Source organism: Streptomyces geranii (assembly GCF_002954775.1).
Classification (GTDB): Bacteria; Actinomycetota; Actinomycetes; order Streptomycetales; family Streptomycetaceae; genus Streptomyces; species Streptomyces geranii.
In genome coordinates, this window is record NZ_PJME01000020.1 from 40,757 (window position 1) to 59,598 (window position 18,842).

Annotated in this window: 14 protein-coding genes and 2 pseudogenes; 9 read left to right on the forward strand and 7 right to left on the reverse strand. The window is 72.2% G+C overall.

All coding sequences use genetic code 11. The annotated features are described in order from the left end of the window. Positions 1-490: 490 nt before the first annotated feature. Positions 491-1,663: an ROK family transcriptional regulator gene (locus tag CW359_RS25135; protein ID WP_105972386.1), complete on the reverse strand. Its 1,173-nt coding sequence runs from the start codon at positions 1,661-1,663 to the stop codon at positions 491-493. Between the two features lie 149 nt (positions 1,664-1,812). Here CW359_RS25135 and CW359_RS25140 point away from each other — a divergent pair, with 149 nt between their 5' ends. The 3 genes and pseudogenes from CW359_RS25140 to CW359_RS47620 all read left to right on the forward strand — a co-directional run. After that, the gene (locus CW359_RS25140; RefSeq protein WP_105972387.1) at positions 1,813-3,942 is read left to right on the forward strand and encodes an alpha-galactosidase; all 2,130 of its coding nucleotides are present in this window, start codon (positions 1,813-1,815) and stop codon (positions 3,940-3,942) included. Between the two features lie 114 nt (positions 3,943-4,056). Beyond that, a pseudogene (locus tag CW359_RS47615) lies at positions 4,057-4,632 on the forward strand (TerD family protein); the annotation flags it as partial. A 492-nt stretch (positions 4,633-5,124) separates the two neighbouring features. Next, positions 5,125-5,898, forward strand: a pseudogene (locus tag CW359_RS47620) (CAP domain-containing protein); the annotation flags it as partial. A gap of 32 nt (positions 5,899-5,930) precedes the next feature. Here the strand turns inward: CW359_RS47620 and CW359_RS25150 are convergent. Further along, the gene (locus CW359_RS25150; protein WP_105972389.1) at positions 5,931-6,746 is read right to left on the reverse strand and encodes an SAM-dependent methyltransferase; all 816 of its coding nucleotides are present in this window, start codon (positions 6,744-6,746) and stop codon (positions 5,931-5,933) included. Between the two features lie 149 nt (positions 6,747-6,895). Here CW359_RS25150 and CW359_RS25155 point away from each other — a divergent pair, with 149 nt between their 5' ends. The 4 genes from CW359_RS25155 (at position 6,896) to CW359_RS25170 (ending at position 11,560) form a co-directional block, all read left to right on the forward strand. Next, complete coding sequence (locus tag CW359_RS25155) at positions 6,896-7,573, forward strand: AIM24 family protein (RefSeq protein WP_105972390.1); 678 nt, start codon at positions 6,896-6,898, stop codon at positions 7,571-7,573. A gap of 193 nt (positions 7,574-7,766) precedes the next feature. After that, entirely contained in the window at positions 7,767-9,431 is a 1,665-nt protein-coding gene (locus CW359_RS25160; RefSeq protein ID WP_105972478.1) for a serine/threonine-protein kinase, read from the forward strand. Between the two features lie 181 nt (positions 9,432-9,612). After that, a complete protein-coding gene (locus CW359_RS25165) occupies positions 9,613-10,797 on the forward strand; it encodes a hypothetical protein (protein ID WP_408647514.1) in 1,185 nt (394 codons plus the stop codon). A 91-nt stretch (positions 10,798-10,888) separates the two neighbouring features. Further along, a complete protein-coding gene (locus CW359_RS25170; protein ID WP_198655377.1) occupies positions 10,889-11,560 on the forward strand; it encodes a DUF2238 domain-containing protein in 672 nt (223 codons plus the stop codon). Here the strand turns inward: CW359_RS25170 and CW359_RS25175 are convergent. Next, entirely contained in the window at positions 11,545-12,045 is a 501-nt protein-coding gene (locus CW359_RS25175; protein WP_105972391.1) for a DUF6328 family protein, read from the reverse strand. The genes CW359_RS25170 and CW359_RS25175 overlap by 16 nt on opposite strands. A gap of 153 nt (positions 12,046-12,198) precedes the next feature. On the opposite strand from CW359_RS25175, the gene CW359_RS25180 reads away from it, so the two are divergent. After that, a complete protein-coding gene (locus CW359_RS25180; protein WP_105972392.1) occupies positions 12,199-12,546 on the forward strand; it encodes a hypothetical protein in 348 nt (115 codons plus the stop codon). A 23-nt stretch (positions 12,547-12,569) separates the two neighbouring features. Here CW359_RS25180 and CW359_RS25185 read toward each other — a convergent pair whose 3' ends face one another. After that, the gene (locus CW359_RS25185) at positions 12,570-13,553 is read right to left on the reverse strand and encodes an aldo/keto reductase (RefSeq protein WP_105972393.1); all 984 of its coding nucleotides are present in this window, start codon (positions 13,551-13,553) and stop codon (positions 12,570-12,572) included. A 115-nt stretch (positions 13,554-13,668) separates the two neighbouring features. Between CW359_RS25185 and CW359_RS25190 the strand changes: the two genes are divergently transcribed. Continuing rightward, entirely contained in the window at positions 13,669-15,366 is a 1,698-nt protein-coding gene (locus CW359_RS25190; protein ID WP_105972394.1) for a cholesterol oxidase substrate-binding domain-containing protein, read from the forward strand. A 6-nt stretch (positions 15,367-15,372) separates the two neighbouring features. Here CW359_RS25190 and CW359_RS25195 read toward each other — a convergent pair whose 3' ends face one another. From CW359_RS25195 to CW359_RS25205, 3 genes are all read right to left on the reverse strand, one after another. Then, positions 15,373-15,972, reverse strand: a complete 600-nt coding sequence (locus CW359_RS25195) for a TetR/AcrR family transcriptional regulator (protein ID WP_105972395.1) — start codon at positions 15,970-15,972, stop codon at positions 15,373-15,375. Next, entirely contained in the window at positions 15,969-17,450 is a 1,482-nt protein-coding gene (locus CW359_RS25200; RefSeq protein WP_105972396.1) for an MFS transporter, read from the reverse strand. Before CW359_RS25200 ends, CW359_RS25195 begins: the two co-directional genes overlap by 4 nt. A gap of 89 nt (positions 17,451-17,539) precedes the next feature. After that, positions 17,540-18,760, reverse strand: coding sequence for an FAD-dependent monooxygenase (locus CW359_RS25205; protein ID WP_105972397.1), 1,221 nt, complete (start codon positions 18,758-18,760; stop codon positions 17,540-17,542). Between the last annotated feature and the right edge of the window lie 82 nt (positions 18,761-18,842).

An 18,842-nucleotide genomic window follows, 5' to 3' on the forward strand; every position in this document is an offset into this window, starting at 1 on the left:
CTGCACGGCCGACCCGGCGGCAGCTGATCCGGCGCCACTGGCCCGGCACTTCCGGGCCGGTGCTCCCGGTCCGGCTACGACCGATCCGCCGCCGATTCGGCACGACCGGCCGGACAGCACCCAATCCCCCGCCACTGGCCCGGCACTTCCCGGCCAGCGCTTTCCCTCCGGCTACGACCGATCCGGCACGACCGGCCCAGCGGCAGCTCATCCGGCGCTCCCGGCCCGTCGCCGGGTATCCGGTGCTGCTCGTCCGACTGGGGCCTAACCGGCGCCAACTGGCCCGGTACTTCCCGCCCGGACGCGACCGATCCCGTACCGCTGATCGGCGCTTCTGCCCCGGCACTACCAATCCGGCGGCAACTGCTCAGGCACCGCCGGCCCGACTCCACCTGGTCCAGCATCACCGCTCCAGCTACGCCCATCCCACGCCACTGGCCCGCCACCACCAGGTCGGCGCCACCGGTCCGGCACCACACGCCCCCTCCCCTCACCGATCCGCCCTGACGAACCCCCGGATAGCCGTCGCCGCCGCCCCCCGCGCCCACTCCTCGAAGGGCAGCGGGCGGGTCACCAGGTCGCAATGGGCCGCCGAGCCGAAGGCTGTGGCTGTGAAGGCGTCGCGGATCTGTTCGGCGAAGAGGTCGTACGCGGCCAGGCCCTCGCCGGAGATGATCACCCGCTCGGGGCCGAGCAGGTTCGCCACCGTCGCGATGCCCCGGCCGATCGCCTCGCCGGCCCTGGCGTACACCTCCCGTGCTCCGGGGTGCCCGGCGTGGGCCAGGGCGAGTGCCTCGGCGCTGTCCGTGATCGGGGTGCCCGTGATCTCCCCGACCCTGGCGGCGATCTCCGCGTCGCCCGCGTATGCCTGCAGACAGCCCCGTCGGCCGCAGTGGCAGGGCGGGCCCGCCGAGTCGATGGTGATGTGTCCGATCTCGCCGGCCACCGAGTGCGCCCCCGCGACCACGCGGCCGTGGACCACGAGCCCGCAGCCGATGCCCGCGCCGACGGTGACCACGGCGAAGTCGGACAGTCCCACGCCCGCGCCGAACCACTGCTCGGCGACCGTGAGGGCACGTACGTCGTTGTCGACCGTGACGGGCAGGCCCGTGGTCATGGCGGCGAGTTCGGCGAGTGGTACGTCACGCCACTCCAGGAACGGTGAGTAGCGAACCGTCCCTTGCGCGCGGTCGACCTCGCCGGCGACCGCGATGCCGCAGCCCAGCACCGGTACCCCGAAGCCGTCCGCCTCGGTGAGCAGTTCCCGGACCAGTTCGGCGAGCGAGGCCAGTACCGCCTTGGGGGCACGGGTGGGCAGCGGGAGGTGGCGGGCGACGCGGATGCGGCAGCACAGGTCGGTGAGGACGCCGAAGATCTCGTCGCCGGTGATCTTGACGCCGATGAACAGGGCCCGGCCGCCGTCGACCCGGACCAGGCTCGCGGGCCGCCCCAGCAGCGGGCGGGTCTCCGCGTCCGCGTCCTCGACCAGATAGCCCGCCTCGATCAGCGGACGGACCGCCTTCGTGACGGCGGCGGCCGACAGTCCCGCGCGCCGGGCGACGTCCGCGCGGGTGAGCGGGCCGTGCGACAGGACGGTGGTGAAGATCTGCGAGGCGGCCGGCGTGTGGGCCGGAAACACCTCGGCGCGGAGGGGCGGGGGCATGGCCGGAATCTACGGTCGCTTATTTTCCACTGTCAATGAAAGAAGCATGGATGAGACGAAGCACCATTGTTACCGCCCTTAGACTTGCGAAAGACCGAAACAGAACCCCCATTGACACATGATCGATGGTCACGCGAACGTGAGGCACCATGCCGCTGATCTCCCACGACCCGGACACCGGGGTCTGGCTGCTGACGACCCCGCGCACGTCGTACGCACTGCGGATCGACGAGACCGGGGCGCCCTGTCATCTCGCGTGGGGGCCGCGGCTGACCCTGTCGGAGGCCGGCGCGCTCGCCACCCCGGCGCAGGACATGACGAGCAGCTTCGAGGGCCGGCCTCCGGTGGGCGAGGAACTCCCGGTCGACGGCGGCACGCGATACGGCCCGCCCTCGCTCCAGGTCCGGTACGCGGACTCCTCCCGTGGCTTCGAGTGGGTGCCGACCGGTCACCAGATCCTCGAACCGGCGTCCGGGGCGAGCGAGCTGGTGCTGGAGTTCCGCGACCGCCGCTACCCCCTGCATGTCGCCCTGCACTACGCGGTCCGCGCCGACACGGACGTCATCGAGCGCCGGACCGTCATCCGCAACACCGGTGACGAGCATCTCGACCTGCTGCGCGCCGACTCCGCCGCCTGGTCGCTGCCGCCGCTGCCCGGCTACCGGCTCAGCCATGTCACCGGCCAGTGGTCGGCCGAGAGCCAACTGCGCCGCGACGCCCTGCCGTTCGGCGAGACCGTGCTGACCAGTCGGCGCGGTATCACGAGTCACCACGCCAACCCCTGGGTGATGCTCGACTCGGGCGAGGCGACCGAGGAGCACGGCCGGGTCTGGAGCGCGGCCCTTGCCTGGAGCGGGAGTTGGCGGATCACGGCCCAGCGGACCCCCGACGGGCTGGCTGGCTTCACCGGAGGCGTCGGCCACGAGGGGACGTCGGTACCCCTCGCGCCGGGCGAGGAGTTCGCCACGCCGGTGTTCGCCGGGCTGTGCACGGACGGCGGGTTCGGGGCGGCGAGCCGTGCCTGGCACGCGTACACGACGACCCATGTGCTGACCCACGCGCGCGAGACGGCGCCGGTGCTCTACAACTCGTGGGAGGCCACCGGCTTCGACGTCGACGAGGCGAGCCAGAAGGCGCTGGCCGAGCGGGCCTCGATGCTCGGGGTGGAGCTGTACGTCGTGGACGACGGCTGGTTCGGGGCGCGGCGCAGTGACCGTGCGGGGCTCGGTGACTGGACGCCGACTCCGGAGCGCTTCCCCGAGGGGCTCGGTCCGCTGGCCGACGCCGTGCACCGGCTCGGGATGCGGTTCGGGATCTGGGTCGAGCCGGAGATGGTCAATCCGGACAGCGCGCTGTACCGCGAGCACCCGGACTGGGTGCTGCACGTCCCCGGGCGGGCCCGGACCGAGATGCGCAACCAGCTCGTCCTGAACTTCGCGCGGGACGATGTGGCGGACTGGGCGTACGGCTGGCTGACCCGGCTGGTCGGGGACCACGGGGTCGACTTCCTCAAGTGGGACATGAACCGGGCGTTCGGCGAGTCGGGCTGGGCGGAGCGGCCGGACGGCAACGACCGGCTGTGGACGCGGTACGTCGAGAATCTGTACGGCGTCATCGACCGGCTGCGCGCCGATCATCCCGGGCTGCGGGTGGAGACGTGCAGTGGCGGCGGCGGCCGGATCGACCTGGGCATCCTCTCCCGTACGGACCAGGCGTGGACGTCCGACAACACGGACGCGGTGGACCGGCTGGCGATCCAGCACGGGTTCGCGCAGGTGTACCCGGCGCGGGCCATGTCGGCGTGGGTGACCGACGTGCCCAACCAGCTCACGTCGCGTTCGGTGCCGCTGCGGTTCCGTTTCCATGTGGCGATGTGCGGGCTGTTGGGCATCGGCGGCGATCTCACGCACTGGTCCGAGGAGGAGCTGGCGGAGGGCGCGGCGCTGGTCGCCGAGTACAAGGCGGTGCGGCATGTGGTGCAGCAGGGTGAGCTGTACCGGCTGTCCGGGCCGCTCGGGGAGGAGCCGACGGTCGTGCAGTACGTCGGCGAGGGCGGGACGGAGGCGCTGGTGCTGGGCTTCCGGTACGGGCCCCGGCACGGGCTCCCGGCGATTCCGGTACGGCTGCGGGGGCTGACGCCCGGCGCCCGGTACCGGGACGCGCGCACGGGTGCCGTGCATCACGCGAACGTGCTGAGCGAGTACGGGATGCGGCTCGATCTCGCGCCCGGCGACTGGTCCAGCACCGCCGTGCATCTGGTGCGCGTCGAGGAGGCGTAGCGAGTCGCTACCCGGCCGATCGCTGTCGTCGGCCGGGGAACTGCGGCGCCCTGGCCGGGCGTTATAGGGGCAACGCCCCCATGGGGCACGAACGACGACCCCAGGGCAGGCGCGATGAGCGAGTTGGTCCCCGGGGGCAACACGCCCCTGCCGGGCGGCACCCTCACGCTCCGGGTGCCGGGCCCCTTCGATGTGAGCGCCCTGGTGACGGACGACGGCGGCAGGGTCGGCGGTGACGCGGACTTCGTGTTCTACAACCAGCCGACAGCCCCGGGAGCCCGGTTGCACGGCGACACCCTGACCGTCGACCCGGCGAGCCTGCGCCCCGGCGCGACCCGCGTCACGGTGGTGGTCAGCGCGGCCGACCCCGGCACGGCACTGGGCGGGCTGCCCGCGCCGACCCTCCAGGTCACCGGCCCCGGTGGCCGCCAACTGGCCCGGTTCACACCGGCACGCCCGCAGCGGGAGACGGTCCTGCTGCTGGCGGAGCTGTACCGACGGGGCGCGGGCTGGAAGCTGCGCGCGCTGGGGCAGGGGTACGCGGACGGGCTGGCGGGCCTCGCCCGGGACTTCGGGGTGGATGTCGCGGACGACGGACCGTCGGCCTCGACCGGCACCGGGTCACCGGGACCGACGGGCTCGACCGGTACCGGGTCACCGGGAACGACGGCGGGTGCGCCCCCGCGTACACCGTCCCGCTGGTCCGACGCGGCGTCCCGGCTGTCGGGAGCCGCCTCCCGCCTGTCCGAGGCGGCGGCTGCACGCCGGTCCCGTTCCACGGGCACCCCGTCGCAGGCCACCGCGCCTGGCGCCCGTGCGCGGCCGGGGGCGGGGGCGGGGCCAAGGCCGGGGTCGGGGCCGGGGCCGGGGCCGGGGGCAAATTCGGGGTCGAGGTCGGGCTCGGGGCCGGGGCCGCGGTCGGAGCCGCTGGCTGGGCCGGGACTGGGGTCGGGGTCAAGCTCAGGACTGGGGTCGAGGCCGGGGTCGGGGCATAGGTCGGGCTCCGGGTCGGGGTCGGGCTCGGAGCTGCGGGCGGGGTCGGGGTCAATGCCGACGTCAGGGGCAGGGGCAAGGCCGACCTCAGGGTCGGGGGCGGGGCCGGGGTCAGGAGCCGGGCCGGGGTCGGTGTTTCCGGCCGCCAGGGCCTCTGCCCCCGCCGGGACACCCGGGTCGTTCTCCCCCACCGACAGCTTCCTCGCCCTCGTCAACTCCGCCCGGGCCGCCGCCGGTTCCCCGCCCGTCTCCCCCGACGCGCGGCTCGCCGCCGCCGCTCAGGCGCACGTCGCCGACATGGCGGCGGCCGGTCGCCTCGGCACCGAGAGCCGGGACGGCACCTCCGTGCACCAGCGGGTCACGGCCGCCGGATACACGTATCTGACCGTGGGCGAGCACCTGGTCTCCGGTCCGCGTACGCCCGAGGAGTTCGTCGAGTACTGCCTGCGCACGGAACAGGCCCGCCGGACCCTGCACGACCCGGCGTTCACCCAGGTCGGCCTGGCGTACGTCACCGGGTCCCGTACGGGTGACACCTACTGGACGGCGCTCTGGGCCCGGCCCCTGCTGCCCGGGGACCTGGAGCGCACGGCCGTCGAGGTCACCGAACTTACCAACCGGGAGCGGGTCCGGGCGGGGCTGCCGCCGCTGGCCACCGACGCGCTGCTCACCCGGGCCGCGCAGGCGCACAGTACGGACATGGTGGTCCGGGAGTTCTACTCCCACACCGGGCCCGACGGCAGCCAGCCGTGGGACCGGGCCGCCGCGGCGGGGTCCACGCGGCGCACGATCGGCGAGAACATCGCGTGCGGGCAGCGCTCCGCCGCCGAGGTCGTGGAGGGGTGGATGAACAGTCCCGGACACCGGGCCAACATCCTCAAGCGGGACTTCACCCACATCGGCATCGGCTTCGCGGGCGGCGGCAAGGCAGGCACGTACTGGACGCAGCTCTTCGGCGCCTGAAGCCCCTGAAGCCCCTGAAGCCCCTGAAGCCCCTACAGCTTGCGTGCGACGCCGCCCAGTGCGATCACGTCACCCACCCCGGGTGCCGTGTCGGGGTCGGGGCGCCAGTCGGTGATGGGGACGACACCGGGGGCCAGCAGTTCCAGGCCGTCGAAGAAACCGGCGAGTTCCTGGGGGCTGCGCAGGTAGTAGGGGGCGGCGCCGCTCTCGTTGTAGAGCCGGGTGGCCTCGGCGTTGCCCTTGTTGGTGTCCACGCTGTCGTTGAAGGCGAACCAACTGCCCGGCGGCAGGGCGCCCATCAGCGCGCGGACGATCGCCCGTGCCTCGTCGTAGTCGGCGATGTGCCCGCTGACCTGCATCAGGGTGAGCGCGACCGGCCGGCTGAGGTCCAGGGTCCTGGCCGCCTCGCGGAGTACGGCGGCCGGGTCGTGCAGATCGGCGTCGATGTAGTCGGTCACGCCCTCGGGCGCGCTGGTGAGCAGCGCGGCGGCATGGGTCAGGACGAGGGGGTCGTTGTCGACGTAGACGATGCGGGCGTCGGGGGCCACGCGCTGGGCGATCTCGTGTGTGTTGTCCGCCGTGGGCAGACCGGTGCCGATGTCCAGGAACTGCCGGATGCCGGCCTCGCCGGCGAGATGGCGCACGGCGCGGCCGAGGAAGGCGCGGGAGTCGCGGGCGAGGTCGGTGATGCCGGGGAAGATCTCGTGGAAGGCGTCGCCGGCCTGGTGGTCGACCGGGTAGTTGTCCTTGCCGCCGAGCCAGTAGTTCCAGATCCGGGCCGAGTGCGGCACCGAGGTGTCGATCTTCTCCGCCGTCTGTGTGCCGGGGGCGGACGAGTCCTGCGTCACCGGACAACCTCCTTGTGGGGAACCGTGGTTGGCCCTGGCCTCCAACGTAGCGTCACCGGCGGGCCGACACCGGGGCGTCCGCCGCGCAAGGGAGCGGTTCCGGCCGCGTTCTCCTGGCGGAACGGCGCCCTCCGGGACACGATGGCCCCATGAAGGGTGACCTCTTTTCCAGTCAGTACATGGTCCAGCCGGCCACAGCGCCCGGAATGACCGTCGAGAACGCCAAGTCCCTCAAGTACGCGGTGAACGGCGAGATGTTCGCCCGGCAGGGCGCGATGATCGCCTTCCGGGGCAATCTCCAGTTCGAGCGCAAGGGGCAGGGCGTCGGCGGCATGCTGAAGCGTGCGGTCACGGGTGAGGGGCTGCCCCTGATGGCGGTGCGCGGGCAGGGCGAGGCGTGGTTCGCGCACGAGGCGCAGAGCTGCTTCATCGTCGAGATCGACCCGGGCGACGTCTTCACCGTGAACGGCCGCAACGTCCTCTGCTTCGACGCGTCGCTGACGTACGAGATCAAGACCGTGAAGGGGGCCGGGATCAGCGGCGGCGGCCTGTTCAACAGTGTCTTCACCGGGCAGGGCAAGCTCGGGCTGGTGTGCGAGGGCAGTCCGCTGGTGATCCCGGTGTCGCCGCAGTACCCGGTGTACGTCGACACGGACGCGGTGGTCGGCTGGACGGCGAGTCTCCAGACCTCGCTGCACCGTTCGCAGTCCTTCGGCTCGATGATCCGCGGCGGCTCCGGCGAGGCGGCCCAGCTGATGCTCCAGGGGGACGGATTCGTCGTCGTACGGCCGAGCGAGGCGACGCCGCAGCGGCCCCAGCAGCACTGACGTCAGGTGTCCGGAACGTGTACAGGCCGTCGTCCCAGGTCCAGTGAATTCACCCAATTCTTCGCACACCCACTCGGCGCAGATGAATAAAAGGAGAATCGGGCCCGGGAGTTGCGGAATATTTGAACAGACCCCGTCGTACCCGTCGTACCACTGGGAAAGGTGAGAGCCAGGGGTTCAGCGAGGGATGGCCATGGTCAAGGCGCACGTCTCCACACACGAGTTGGTGGCCGGCAGGTACCGACTCCTCGATGTCGTCCATCGCGAAACGAACCGGGTCTCCTGGTACGGCGAGGACACGGCGTCCGAGCGCCCGGTCGTGCTCACCCAGATACAGCTCCCGCCCGATCCCCGGGAGCAGACCGCACGCCGGACCATCGCCCGGGTGATGCGCGCGTCCGAGATCCTCGGACTGGTGCTGCCCGGACGGGTGGGCGTCGTGATCGACGTGATCGAGGAGTTCGGCACGCTGTGGACGGTCGCCGAGTGGATCGACGGCACGCCGCTCAGTGAACTCCTCGAACGGCAGGGCACGTTCAACTACGTCCGGGCGGCGCGGATCGCGCTCGAAGTGCTGGACGTGCTGGACGCGGCGCACCGCGAGGGCATCGTGCACGCCGAACTCAGCCCCGGCCAGGTGTTCGTGCGCGATCAGGGGCCGGTCGTGGTGACCGGCTTCGGGCTTGCCGGTGCCACGTCGGCGTCCCGGGTCGGCGCACCGTCGTACGCCTCGCCGGAGCAGGCCCACGGGGCACGCCCCGAGCCGTCGACCGATCTGTGGGCGCTCGGCGCGCTGCTGTACGCGATGGCCGAGGGACGGCCGCCGTTCCGGGACCGGGGGCGGCCCGACGCCACGCTCAAGGCGGTCGACCGGCTGCCGCTGCGCAGCCCGGTGCGGGCCGGACCGCACACCCAGGTCATCACGGGGCTGCTGCGCAAGAACGCCCGGGAACGGCTGACCGCGCCGGTGGTGCGGGACGCCCTGAACCGGATCATCAGGGAGGACCCCGACACCTCGGACGAGCCGATCCCGTCCACGCGGCTGCGCAGCGCCTGTGCGGCGGTCGCCGCCCGGCGCTCCGGCCGGTCCTGGAACAGACGCGGCCCCGGCAAACTCGCCCTCGCGGGTACGGCCCTGGCCGCCGTCACGGTGACCGTCGCCGTCCTCGCCACGACGGACAGCCTGCCCGGGCTCGACGCCTCCGCGTCCGGCACGGACACCACCCCGTCGGTCGTCGCCCCGAACCCGTCGGCGTCCTCGGCCGGCGGGAACACCGCGCTCCCCGAGCAGCCCGTCGAGCCGAGCGCCTCCGCGCCGGTCGAGCCGTCCCCGTCGCCCACCGAGCCGACCCCCTCGCCCACCGCCTCGGCGCCGTCGACGGACGCCAACGCGCTGCCCGCCGGGTTCAGCGTGTACCAGGCCCCGGAGGGGTTCTCCGTCGCGCTGCCCAAGGGCTGGAAGCGGCTGAGCGAGGACGTCTCCCCCGGCAACATCGCCTACCGGATCGTGTTCGGCGCCGACGACGACCCGCGCACCCTGACCGTCACCTACAGCGAGGCGCTCCGCTCGAACCCGGTGGCGGTGTGGCGCGACGACGTCCAGCCGGGGCTGGAGCAGGCGGGCATCGGCTTCCAGCGGATCGGCGAGATCCGGGCGACGACCTACCGCGGCCGGAGCGCGGCCGACATGGAGTGGACGTCCGACTTCGAGGGCATCCGCATCCGTACCTTCGGCCGGGGTTTCCTCACCGGCGCGAACACCGGCTACTCGCTGCGCTGGACGACGCCCGCGGCCGACTGGAACGACACCGCCAACCGGCAGGCGCTGGACACCTTCCTGCGGACCTTCAGAGAGTGAACCGGGTTCGGCCACGGCCGGGGACACGTGTCGACCACCGGGTGTACGGGATCAGTGACGGGTTGGGGCAAGGGCCGGGGTCCGGGTCTGGCCCGGTCTGCCAAAGCCTCGCCAATGAGCGCATATAGGCTGCCTGTCTGTACCTTCGCAGTCCGTCAAGACCTGCCCGGGAGAGTCACCCGTGACCGTAGCGATCGACCCGTCCGAGACGTCCGAGACATCGGAGACCTCGGTTACCCCCGAGACATCGGCGATCCCCGAGCCCGCCGAGGCACCGGAGGCGTCCGCCCTGCCGCCCCTGTCCGAGGAGTTCGCCGGGGGCGAGTGGTCCGAGCCGGCCGCCGAGACCGAGGAGCCCGCCGAGTCCGGGGAGCCCGCCGACGTGTCGCCGCTCGTGGCGCTGGACGCACAGGAGTTCGGGGCGTACGCGCGGACCGGCGGCTGGGCCTTCGGGCTGAAGGTCGCACGCAGCGTACGGCCCGGCGGTGAGTCCGCCGGGGAGACGCCGAAGGTCTCCGCCAAGCAGTTCGCCGCGCTCGCCGACTGCTCGCCCGAGCGCGTCATGCGCTACTACAAGGCCTGGGACAAGGCGGCCGACGACGGCGTGGTCCCGCACTTCGAGGCGCTGGCCCCGGGCGCGGAGGTCGAACTCCCGGGCGCCGACCTGTGGCTGACGTACTACAGCTCCCGCTCCAGCGCCGGTTCCGAGCGCGGCACCGCCATCACGGAGGCCGCCGAGGCCGAGGGCATCCGGCCGACGAAGGCGCTGGAGGTCGCGGAGAACCCGACCGCGCTGCGCGCCGCGATCATGGCCGACCCCTCGACGGCCCGCGCCGCCCGGCACGCGCTGCTCGACCGGATCAAGGAGGACCCGGACCTCCAGGCCGAGCTGGCGCGCGACATCGTCCGCACCGACGACCTGAAGAAGGCCGTCGCCTCCGAGTCCCGGTCGGCCGACCGGGTCGGCTACGTCCGCCAGATCGCCGAGTCGGGCCAGGTGAAGACGCCCGCCGGACAGACCATCGACGCGCCGGTCGACCTGCGCCAGGAGGCCGAGCGGCACCTCTCCCTCCTCGACGAGCTGGACGAGGACGAGGACACCGGCGAGTGGGCCAGCGAGGCCTACGACACCCTCAAGAACCTGGTCGTCGAGGCCGTCGAGGCCGACCCCGAACTGCGCGTCCAGGAGCGGCGGACCAAGTTCTACAGCAGCCTGTCGAAGGCGACGAAGGCGTTCGAGGAGCTGACCTTCGACGACGTCCAGGAGTTCGCCGAGGACGACATGGTCCAGCAGCTGGAGGAGCTCCAGGAGGCCATCGCGTCCTGCATCACGGCGCTGCGCGGAGCACGTACCCCCGCCTCGTAGGGACGGCGGGCACCCCCGGTTGAGTACGTGTACTCATGTCCGGGGCCGGGACGCTCCCCCACGATGATGCTCCACGACAAGGAGCGTCCCGATGCCCGCAGTTGACACTTTTCCCCGCACCCTCCCGACGGCCGCCGACACCCCGCGACGGCACCTCCCGGTGCTGCTCGCCGGGCTGGTGGCCGCCGGTCTGGCGGTGTCGGCGTGGCAGCCGCACGATCTGATGACGTGGTTCCTGGAGACGGTCTGGATCCTGGTCGGGCTGCCGTTGATCGTCCTGACCTGGCGCCGTTTCCCGCTCACGAACCTCCTGTGCTGCCTCCTGGCCCTGCACGCGCTCGTCCTCATGGTCGGCGGCCACTACACCTACGCGCAGGTCCCGCTCGGCGACTGGGCGCGCGACACCTTCGCCCTCGACCGCAATCCGTACGACCGGCTCGGCCACCTCATGCAGGGCTTCGTCCCGGCGATTCTCGTACGGGAGCTGCTGAGCCGTACGTCGCCGCTGCGGGGCAGCCGCTGGCTGGCGCCGCTGACCGTGTGCGCCTGTCTGGCCTTCAGCGCGGTGTTCGAGATGTTCGAGTGGGCGGCGGCGGTGATCGGCGGCGCGGCGGCCGACGACTTCCTGGCCACGCAGGGCGATGTGTGGGACACCCAGTGGGACATGTTCTGCGCGCTGATCGGGGCGACCGTGTCGCTGCTGGTGCTGAGCCGGTTCCACGACCGGCAGCTGGCCCGGACCGGCGCTCACTCCTCCGTGTAGCGGTGGCGGGCCCACATCGGCAGGACGAACCAGCAGGCCACGTACCAGGCGGCGATCCCGGAGACCAGCCAGGGCACGTACCCGTCATGGGTGGCCACCCTCAGGACCAGCAGCAGCGCCGACGTCATCGTGGCGAACAGCAGCACCAGGCCGACGGCGGTCAGTCGTGAGGCCCACCGCACGGCCTGGGGTTTCACCCGGCGGCCGGAGACGATCCGGTGCAGGGCGACCGGGCCGATCAGGGCACCGGTGGCGGCGGCGCCCAGGACGACGGTGACGATGTAGATGGTGTGTTCGGTGTCGCCCAACTGCTCGTACCTCGGGGTGAACACGACGGTCAGCAGGAAGCCGAAGAGGATCTGCACGCCCGTCTGGGCGACCCGGACCTCCTGGATCAGCTCGCCCCACCTGCGGTCGGCGCGCTCCTCCTCGGTCTCCTCCCGTCCCCGGCCGCGCGTGCCGGCCTCACCGTCGGTGTCCGCCATGGTTCCTCCCGAGTTCCGCGTCCTGACACATCGGTCCGGAACCAGGTTCCCCGATCTGCCCGATCCGATCACATCGCGGCCGGGCGGTTTGGCTGATCGCCGGGAGGGTTACCCGGGGTGCACCACGGTGGCCACAGTGGAGGAGGTCCGGCCATGTCCGGTACGCAGCTCACCCTCACGTTCAGCGGCGGCAGCGCCGCCGACGCGCAGACGGTCGTACGGGCCCTGGAGTCGGCCTTCGGACCGGCCGACGAGTCCCCCGGGGACGACGACGGGCACTCCACGGTGCACTCGGCCGCGTTCACGGTCGGTACGGAGACACACCCGCCCGGGCATCCGGAGCGGGAGCGGCTGTCGGCGCCCGTGCTGGTCACCGTGCAGGGCACGCCCGAGGCCGTCCGCTGCGCGGACGCCACCCTCACCGGTGCGTTCACCGCGCACGACCGGGGCAGCGTCTCCGGCGACCAGGAACAGCAACGGCAGCTGCTCCTGGAGCCGTGAGACGTTCTCGTACGGGATTCCGCCTACCAGCGGGTCTCCACCTGGGCCTTGATCCGGCGGTCGTAGAGGTCCTGGATCGCGGTGAGCGCCTCCTGGGACAGCGGCGGCAGGGCGGCGGTCGCCGCGTTGGCGCGGGCCTGCTCGGCCGAGCGGGCACCCGGGATCACCGTGGTGACACCGGGCTGCTGGAGGATCCAGCGCAGGGCCAGCTGGGCCGGGGTGTATCCCTCCGGAACCAGCGCGGAGAACTCGGCCGCCGCCTCGACGCCGGTCGCGTAGTCGACGCCGGAGAAGGTCTCGCCCTGGTCGAAGGACTCGCCGTGGCGGTTGTAGGTGCGGTGGTCGTTCTCGGGGAACACCGTGTCCTTGGTGTACTTGCCCGAGAGCAGGCCCGAGGCGAGCGGGACGCGGGCGATGATGCCGACGCCCGCCTTCTCGGCGGCCGGGAGCACCTCGGCGAGGGGCTTCATGCGGAACGCGTTGAGGATGATCTGCACGCTGGTCACGCCCGGGCGGGCGATCGCGGTGAGCGCCTCCGCGCAGGTCTCGACGCTGACGCCGTAGCGCGCGATGCGCCCCTCGTCGACCAGGGTGTCGAGGGCGTCGAAGACCTCGTCGGAGGAGTAGACGGGGGTCGGCGGGCAGTGCAGCTGGACCAGGTCGATCCGGTCGACGCCCAGGTTGCGCCGCGAACGGTCGTTCCAGGCGCGGAAGTTGTCGAGGACGTAGTTCTCGGGCAGCTGGTCGACCCGGCGCCCCATCTTCGTCGCGACCAGCAGATCCAGCTCGGGCCTGCCGCGCAGGAAGGTCGCGATGGTCTGTTCGCTGCGCCCGTCGCCGTACACGTCGGCGGTGTCGAAGAAGGTCACTCCCGACTCGACCGCCGCGTCCAGCACCGCGAGGGCGTCCTTGTCCTCGACGTCGCCCCAGTCGGCGCCCAACTGCCACGTTCCGAGGCCGACGACCGACGCCGACTGACCCGACCTACCGATTGCACGCTCGTCCATGGCGTCAGTCTGTCATCCGTCCGACCTGTCCGCAGACAGGGGCAGATGTCACCCACACGAGTGAATCGATGAATGCGGCAACTAAATCGCTCTCCTCACCCTTTAGCGTGACCGGATGACTGATCACCTGGCACGCCGGGGCTTCCTGCGCGGCGCCGCCGCCCTCGCCCTGGTGGCGATCCCGGCCGATCCGGCGGTCGCCGCCGCCGAGCTGCCCGACTTCCCGGCGGACGTCACCCCCTACCGCTCCGGCTACCGCAACTGGGTCGGCGAGATCACCGCCGACGGACTCTGGGCGTGCGCTCCGGCCGACCCCGGCCAGGTGGTCGCCGTCGTCAACTGGGCCTGGCTCCACGGCTGGACGGTCCGCGCCCGGGGCTCCGCGCACGGCTGGTCGCCGCTGACGATCACCGCCGGTACGGAGTCCGACTCGCCCGTACTCCTGATCGACACCGCTCCCCACCTGACCGGCCTCGCCCTGGAGTCCACCGGCCCCGCCGCCGTGCGCGCCGGCACCGGGGTCACCCTGGAGGCGCTGCTCACCTACCTGGAGGGGCACGGACTGGGGGTCACGGCAGCCCCCGCCCCCGGCGACCTCACCCTCGGTGGCGCGCTCGCGGTCGACGCCCACGGGACCGCCGTACCGGCCACCGGGGAGACCCGGCCGCCCGGACACACGTACGGCTCGCTCAGCAACCTCGTCCTGTCGCTGACGGCGGTCGTGTGGGACGAGGGCGCGGGCGCCTACGTCCTGCGGACGTTCCACCGCGACGAGGCGGACTGCGCGGCGCTCCTCACCCACCTGGGCCGTTCGCTGGTCGTCGAGGTCGTGCTGCGGGTGGGGGCGAACGCGAACCTGCGCTGCGTGAGCCGTACGGACATTCCGGCGGCGGAGCTGTTCGCGGCGCCCGGCGGCGGTTCCGGTGGGCGTACCTTCGCGAGCTTCCTCGACCGGGCCGGGCGGGTGGAGACGATCTGGTTCGCCTTCACCGAGTTCCCCTGGCTGAAGGTGTGGAGCGTCGCGCCGGGCAAGCCGCTGACCTCGCGGCGCGTGTCGTCGCCGTACAACTACCCGTTCTCCGACAACGTCCCGACCCTGGTGGCGGACCTCGTCGGGCGGATCCTGTCCGACGGGGCCTGGTATCTGGCGCCGGTGCTCGGCAACGCGCAGCTGGACGTGGCCGCGCTCGGGCTGGTGGCGACGCTGTCGGCGGACATCTGGGGGCCGTCGAAGAACACGCTGCTGTATGTGAAGCCGACGACCCTCCGCGTCACCGCGAACGGGTACGCGGTGCTGACCAGCCGGGACCAGGTGCAGCGTGTGATCGCCGAGTTCACCGCGTTCTACCGGGAACGCCTCGCCGCGTACGCCGCCCAGGGCCGCTTCCCGGTCAACGGGACCGTCGAGATCCGCGCCACCGGCCTCGACCACCCGGGCGACACCGACTCGGCCGGCGCGCGGGCCCCGCTGCTGTCCGCGCTGCGGCCCGTCGAGGGGCGCCCCGAGTGGGACACCGCCATCTGGCTCGATGTACTGACGCTGCCCGGGACGCCGTACGCGGAGGCCTTCTTCCGTGAACTCGAACAGTTCCTGCTCGGCACGTACGACGGCGGGCACGCGCTGACCAGGGTCGAGTGGTCGAAGGGGTGGGGGTACACGGACACCGCCGGGTGGAGCGACGAGGACGTCGTCGGGACCGCCGTACCGGCCTCCTACGGGGACGGCGTATGGCGGGAGGCCGTCGGGACGCTGGACCGGCTCGACCCGCACCGCGTGTTCGGGAACGCGTTCCTGGACCGGCTGTTGCGCTGAGCACCCTCAGGGGGTGAGCAGGGCCTGCACGGTGGGGGCGTACCGGTCCACGATGTCGTCGATCGTCGCCTCGCGGAGGTGCGTTCCCCGGGCGATGCCGTACATGACGCCCAGGCCGAGCAGGGTGCCGACGGCCAGTTCGGCGCGCAGGCCCGGGTCGGGGCCGGTGAGGCGGGCGGTGAGGCGGTCGCTGACCTGGGTGCGGAAGTTGGCGCGCATGATGTCGCCCTGGTCGCCCTGGAAGGGGGCGAACACGATCCGCAGGACGGGGTCGGCGCCGCGCTCGGTCTGGCCGGTGAGGAGATGGCGGACCATGTGCCGGCCGAGGCCGTCGACCGGCGCGTCCAGCAGGGCGTCGGCGTCCTCCTCGAAGGACATCACGCGGGCGAAGAGGGCGTCCTTGTTGCCGAAGTACTTGAGGATCAGCGGCGGGCTGACACCGGCCCGTTCGGCCACCGTCCTGAGCGTGATGTCGGCCTGGGCGTGGCGGGCGAGGAGGTAGCGGGCGGCGCGCAGGATGGCGGCCTTCGTCTGCCCGGCGTCCCGGCGCGGGGCCGGTTCGGTCCGGTGGTGGTCGGTCGTCGGTGGAGTGGTCACGGCACTCATGCTCCCTCCAGCGCGCCGTTGCGGACGCCCTTGGTACGGCCACGAGCGCGTCGGGTGCCGCCGGTGGCCGGTTCGCCGGGGATGGTCAGGGCGGCCGTGCAGGCCAGCAGGGCGACGACGCCCGCCATGCCGAACGCCAGCAGATAGCCGTGCAGGGTGGGCACGGGGACACCGGCGACCGGGCTGGTGTGGCGTACGAGCACGGCGACGACGGCGGCACTGCACATGGCCTGGCCGACCGTGCGCATCAGGACGTTGACGCCGTTGGCGGAGGCGGTCTGGCCGGGCGGTACGGCCCGCAGGATCAGCGTGGGCAGGGCCGAGTAGGCGAAGGTGGTGCCCAGGCCGACGACCGACGCGCCCACGATGATCATCCAGAGGTCGCGGCTGTCCGCGATGCGCACGACATAGCCGAGCGCGATGACCGCCGTGCCGACGACCAGGGTGACGCGCGGCCCGTACGCCGCCGAGACGCGGGCCGAGACCGGCGAGAACACCAGCATGACGATGCCGCCGGGCAGCAGTACGAGGCCCGTCTCGACGATGGACAGGCCGAGCCCGTAGCCGGTGGCCGCCGGGGCCTGTACGAGCTGGGCCGTCACCAGGGAGTTGGAGTAGAAGGAGAACCCGGTCAGCAGGGCGGCGACATGGGACAGGCCGACCCGTGGCCGGGCCACCAGCCGCAGGTCCACCAGGGGCTCCGGGGTTCGCAGTTGCTGCCACCACCACAGCCCGAACACCCCGACCGAGCCGAGGAACAGCCCCAGGACGCGCGCACTGCCCCAGCCCCACTCGCCGCCCTCGACGATCCCGAGGAGCAGGCACACCAGCCCGACGGCCAGGCCGAGCGCGCCCACGACGTCGAAGCGCCCGGGCTCCCGGACGGGCGACTCGCGCACCGCCCACCACACGGCGGTCACGCCCGTGGCGCCCAGCCCGGCGGTCACCCAGAACATGACGTGCCAGTCCGCGTACTGCACGATCAGCGCGGCGAGCGGCAGCCCGAGCGCGGCGCCGATCCCGACGGTGGCGCTCATCAGCGCGACCGCGCTCCCCGTGCGCTCCGGCGGCAGTTCGTCGCGCAGGATGCTGATCGAGAGCGGTACGACGGCGGAGGCGGCGCCCTGCAGCGCACGGGCTGTGATGAGCACCCCGATGTGCGACGACAGGGCGCACATCACCGAGCCGACGACCATCAGCCCGAGGCCAGCGATGAGCACCCGCCGCTTGCCGTACATGTCACCGGCCCGTCCCAGTACCGGGGTGAGGACGGCGCCGGACAGCAGGGTCGCGGTGACCATCCAGGAGACCGCGCCGGGCGAGGAACCGGTCAGCCGGGGCAGGTCGGGCAGCAGCGGGATGACGACGGTCTGCATGACCGCGTAGAGCATCCCGCCGAACGCCAGCACCGGGACCGTGAGCCGGTCCCGCAGGGCCCTCCGGACGGAGGGCTCGGCTGTCGGCGCGGGCTCGTCCATCGGCGCTCCAGACGGAAAAGAAAGGGTGAATGGCAATTCACCATAGCCGGTGAATTGCCATTCACCCAAGGGTGGGCCGGGCGCCCGGCCTACTCGCGGGAGGCCAGCGCCCGGGACTGCGCGCTGCGGGCCAGCTTCGGCCCGAGCCAGCGCTTGAACCGGCGCAGCGCTTCGAGTCGCCCCGCCGCCCGGTCGATGCCGTAGTACAGCTGGGGCGGCACATAGGGCAGCAGCGGCGAGTGGCGCTGGCCGAGCAGGGCGAACATCCGGTCCGGGGGCAGCTTGATGTAGCGCGGCAGGTTCTCGTACCACTGGGCGCTGTAGCGGGCCGCGCTCTGGATGGAGAGGAGTTCCGACTTGCGCCGGGTCTCGTACGAGGCGAGTGCGGCGGGGAGTTCGGGATGCTCGCGCAGGGCGGCGGCGAGGGCGATGGCGTCCTCCAGGGCGAGGGTGGTGCCGGCGCCGATGGAGTAGTGCGTGGTGTGGGCGGCGTCGCCGAGGAGGACGAGGTTGCCGTGGTGCCAGGTGCGGTTGGTGAGGGTGCGGAAGTTGAGCCACTGGGCGGCGCCGTCGGCGGCGGCACGGCCGATCAGGGGGTGGCCGTCCAGTACGTCGGCGAAGAGCTTCTCCAACTGGGCTAGCCCGTCGGCCTCGTTGGCCTTGTCGAGGCCGAGGCCGGTCCAGGTCTCGGGGGAGCATTCGACGACGCAGGTGCTGTGTTCCTGGCTGTAGCCGTAGCCGTAGCACCAGATCCAGCCGTGCTCCGTCTCCTTGAAGGCGAAGGTGAAGGCGTCGAAGACCTTGGTGGTGCCGAGCCAGATGTACCGGTTGCGGCCGGCGCGCAGTCCGGCGCCGAAGTGTTCGAAGTGCTGTTCGCGCAGCGCGCTGTTGACGCCGTCGGCGGCCACGACGAGGTCGGCGTCCGCCAGTTCGGCGGCGTCGGTGATGCCGTGCTCGAACTCCAGCCGGACGCCCAGCTGTCGGGCCCGGTCGGCGAGGATGTCGAGGAGCTTGTGGCGGCCGATGCCGAAGCCCTCGTCGCCCGGGTGCCTGGTCGCGCTGTCGCCCACGCGGGCGACTCCGTGGTTCCAGGACACCGAGGCGTCGGCGACGGCCCGCGCGGACTCGGCGTCGTGCTCGTGCAGCTTGTCGAGCAGTCCCTGCCAGTAGGTGACGCCCCAGCCGTAGGTCGAGCCCGCCGGGTCGCGCTCGTACACGGTGATGTCGTGGGACGGGTCCTGCAGCTTCATCAGGATCGAGAGATACAGGCCGGCGGGCCCGCCTCCGACACAGGCGACCTTCACGCACACCCCTAGCGATTACAGAAGGTGGTCAGTTCGCGTCGGAGAGTAGCAGGGTGTGGGGATGCAGACGGGCCCACGCCCCTTAGGG

Excerpts from the sequence above, each read along its gene's own strand:
- CW359_RS25135 (WP_105972386.1), bottom strand. The coding sequence starts at position 1,663 with ATGCCCCCGCCCCTCCGCGCCGAGGTGTTTCCGGCCCACACGCCGGCC.
- CW359_RS25140 (WP_105972387.1), top strand. The coding sequence starts at position 1,813 with ATGCCGCTGATCTCCCACGACCCGGACACCGGGGTCTGGCTGCTGACG.
- CW359_RS25155 (WP_105972390.1), top strand. The coding sequence starts at position 6,896 with ATGAAGGGTGACCTCTTTTCCAGTCAGTACATGGTCCAGCCGGCCACA.
- CW359_RS25160 (WP_105972478.1), top strand. The coding sequence starts at position 7,767 with ATGGTCAAGGCGCACGTCTCCACACACGAGTTGGTGGCCGGCAGGTAC.
- CW359_RS25170 (WP_198655377.1), top strand. The coding sequence starts at position 10,889 with ATGCCCGCAGTTGACACTTTTCCCCGCACCCTCCCGACGGCCGCCGAC.
- CW359_RS25175 (WP_105972391.1), bottom strand. The coding sequence starts at position 12,045 with ATGGCGGACACCGACGGTGAGGCCGGCACGCGCGGCCGGGGACGGGAG.
- CW359_RS25180 (WP_105972392.1), top strand. The coding sequence starts at position 12,199 with ATGTCCGGTACGCAGCTCACCCTCACGTTCAGCGGCGGCAGCGCCGCC.
- CW359_RS25185 (WP_105972393.1), bottom strand. The coding sequence starts at position 13,553 with ATGGACGAGCGTGCAATCGGTAGGTCGGGTCAGTCGGCGTCGGTCGTC.
- CW359_RS25190 (WP_105972394.1), top strand. The coding sequence starts at position 13,669 with ATGACTGATCACCTGGCACGCCGGGGCTTCCTGCGCGGCGCCGCCGCC.
- CW359_RS25195 (WP_105972395.1), bottom strand. The coding sequence starts at position 15,972 with ATGAGTGCCGTGACCACTCCACCGACGACCGACCACCACCGGACCGAA.
- CW359_RS25200 (WP_105972396.1), bottom strand. The coding sequence starts at position 17,450 with ATGGACGAGCCCGCGCCGACAGCCGAGCCCTCCGTCCGGAGGGCCCTG.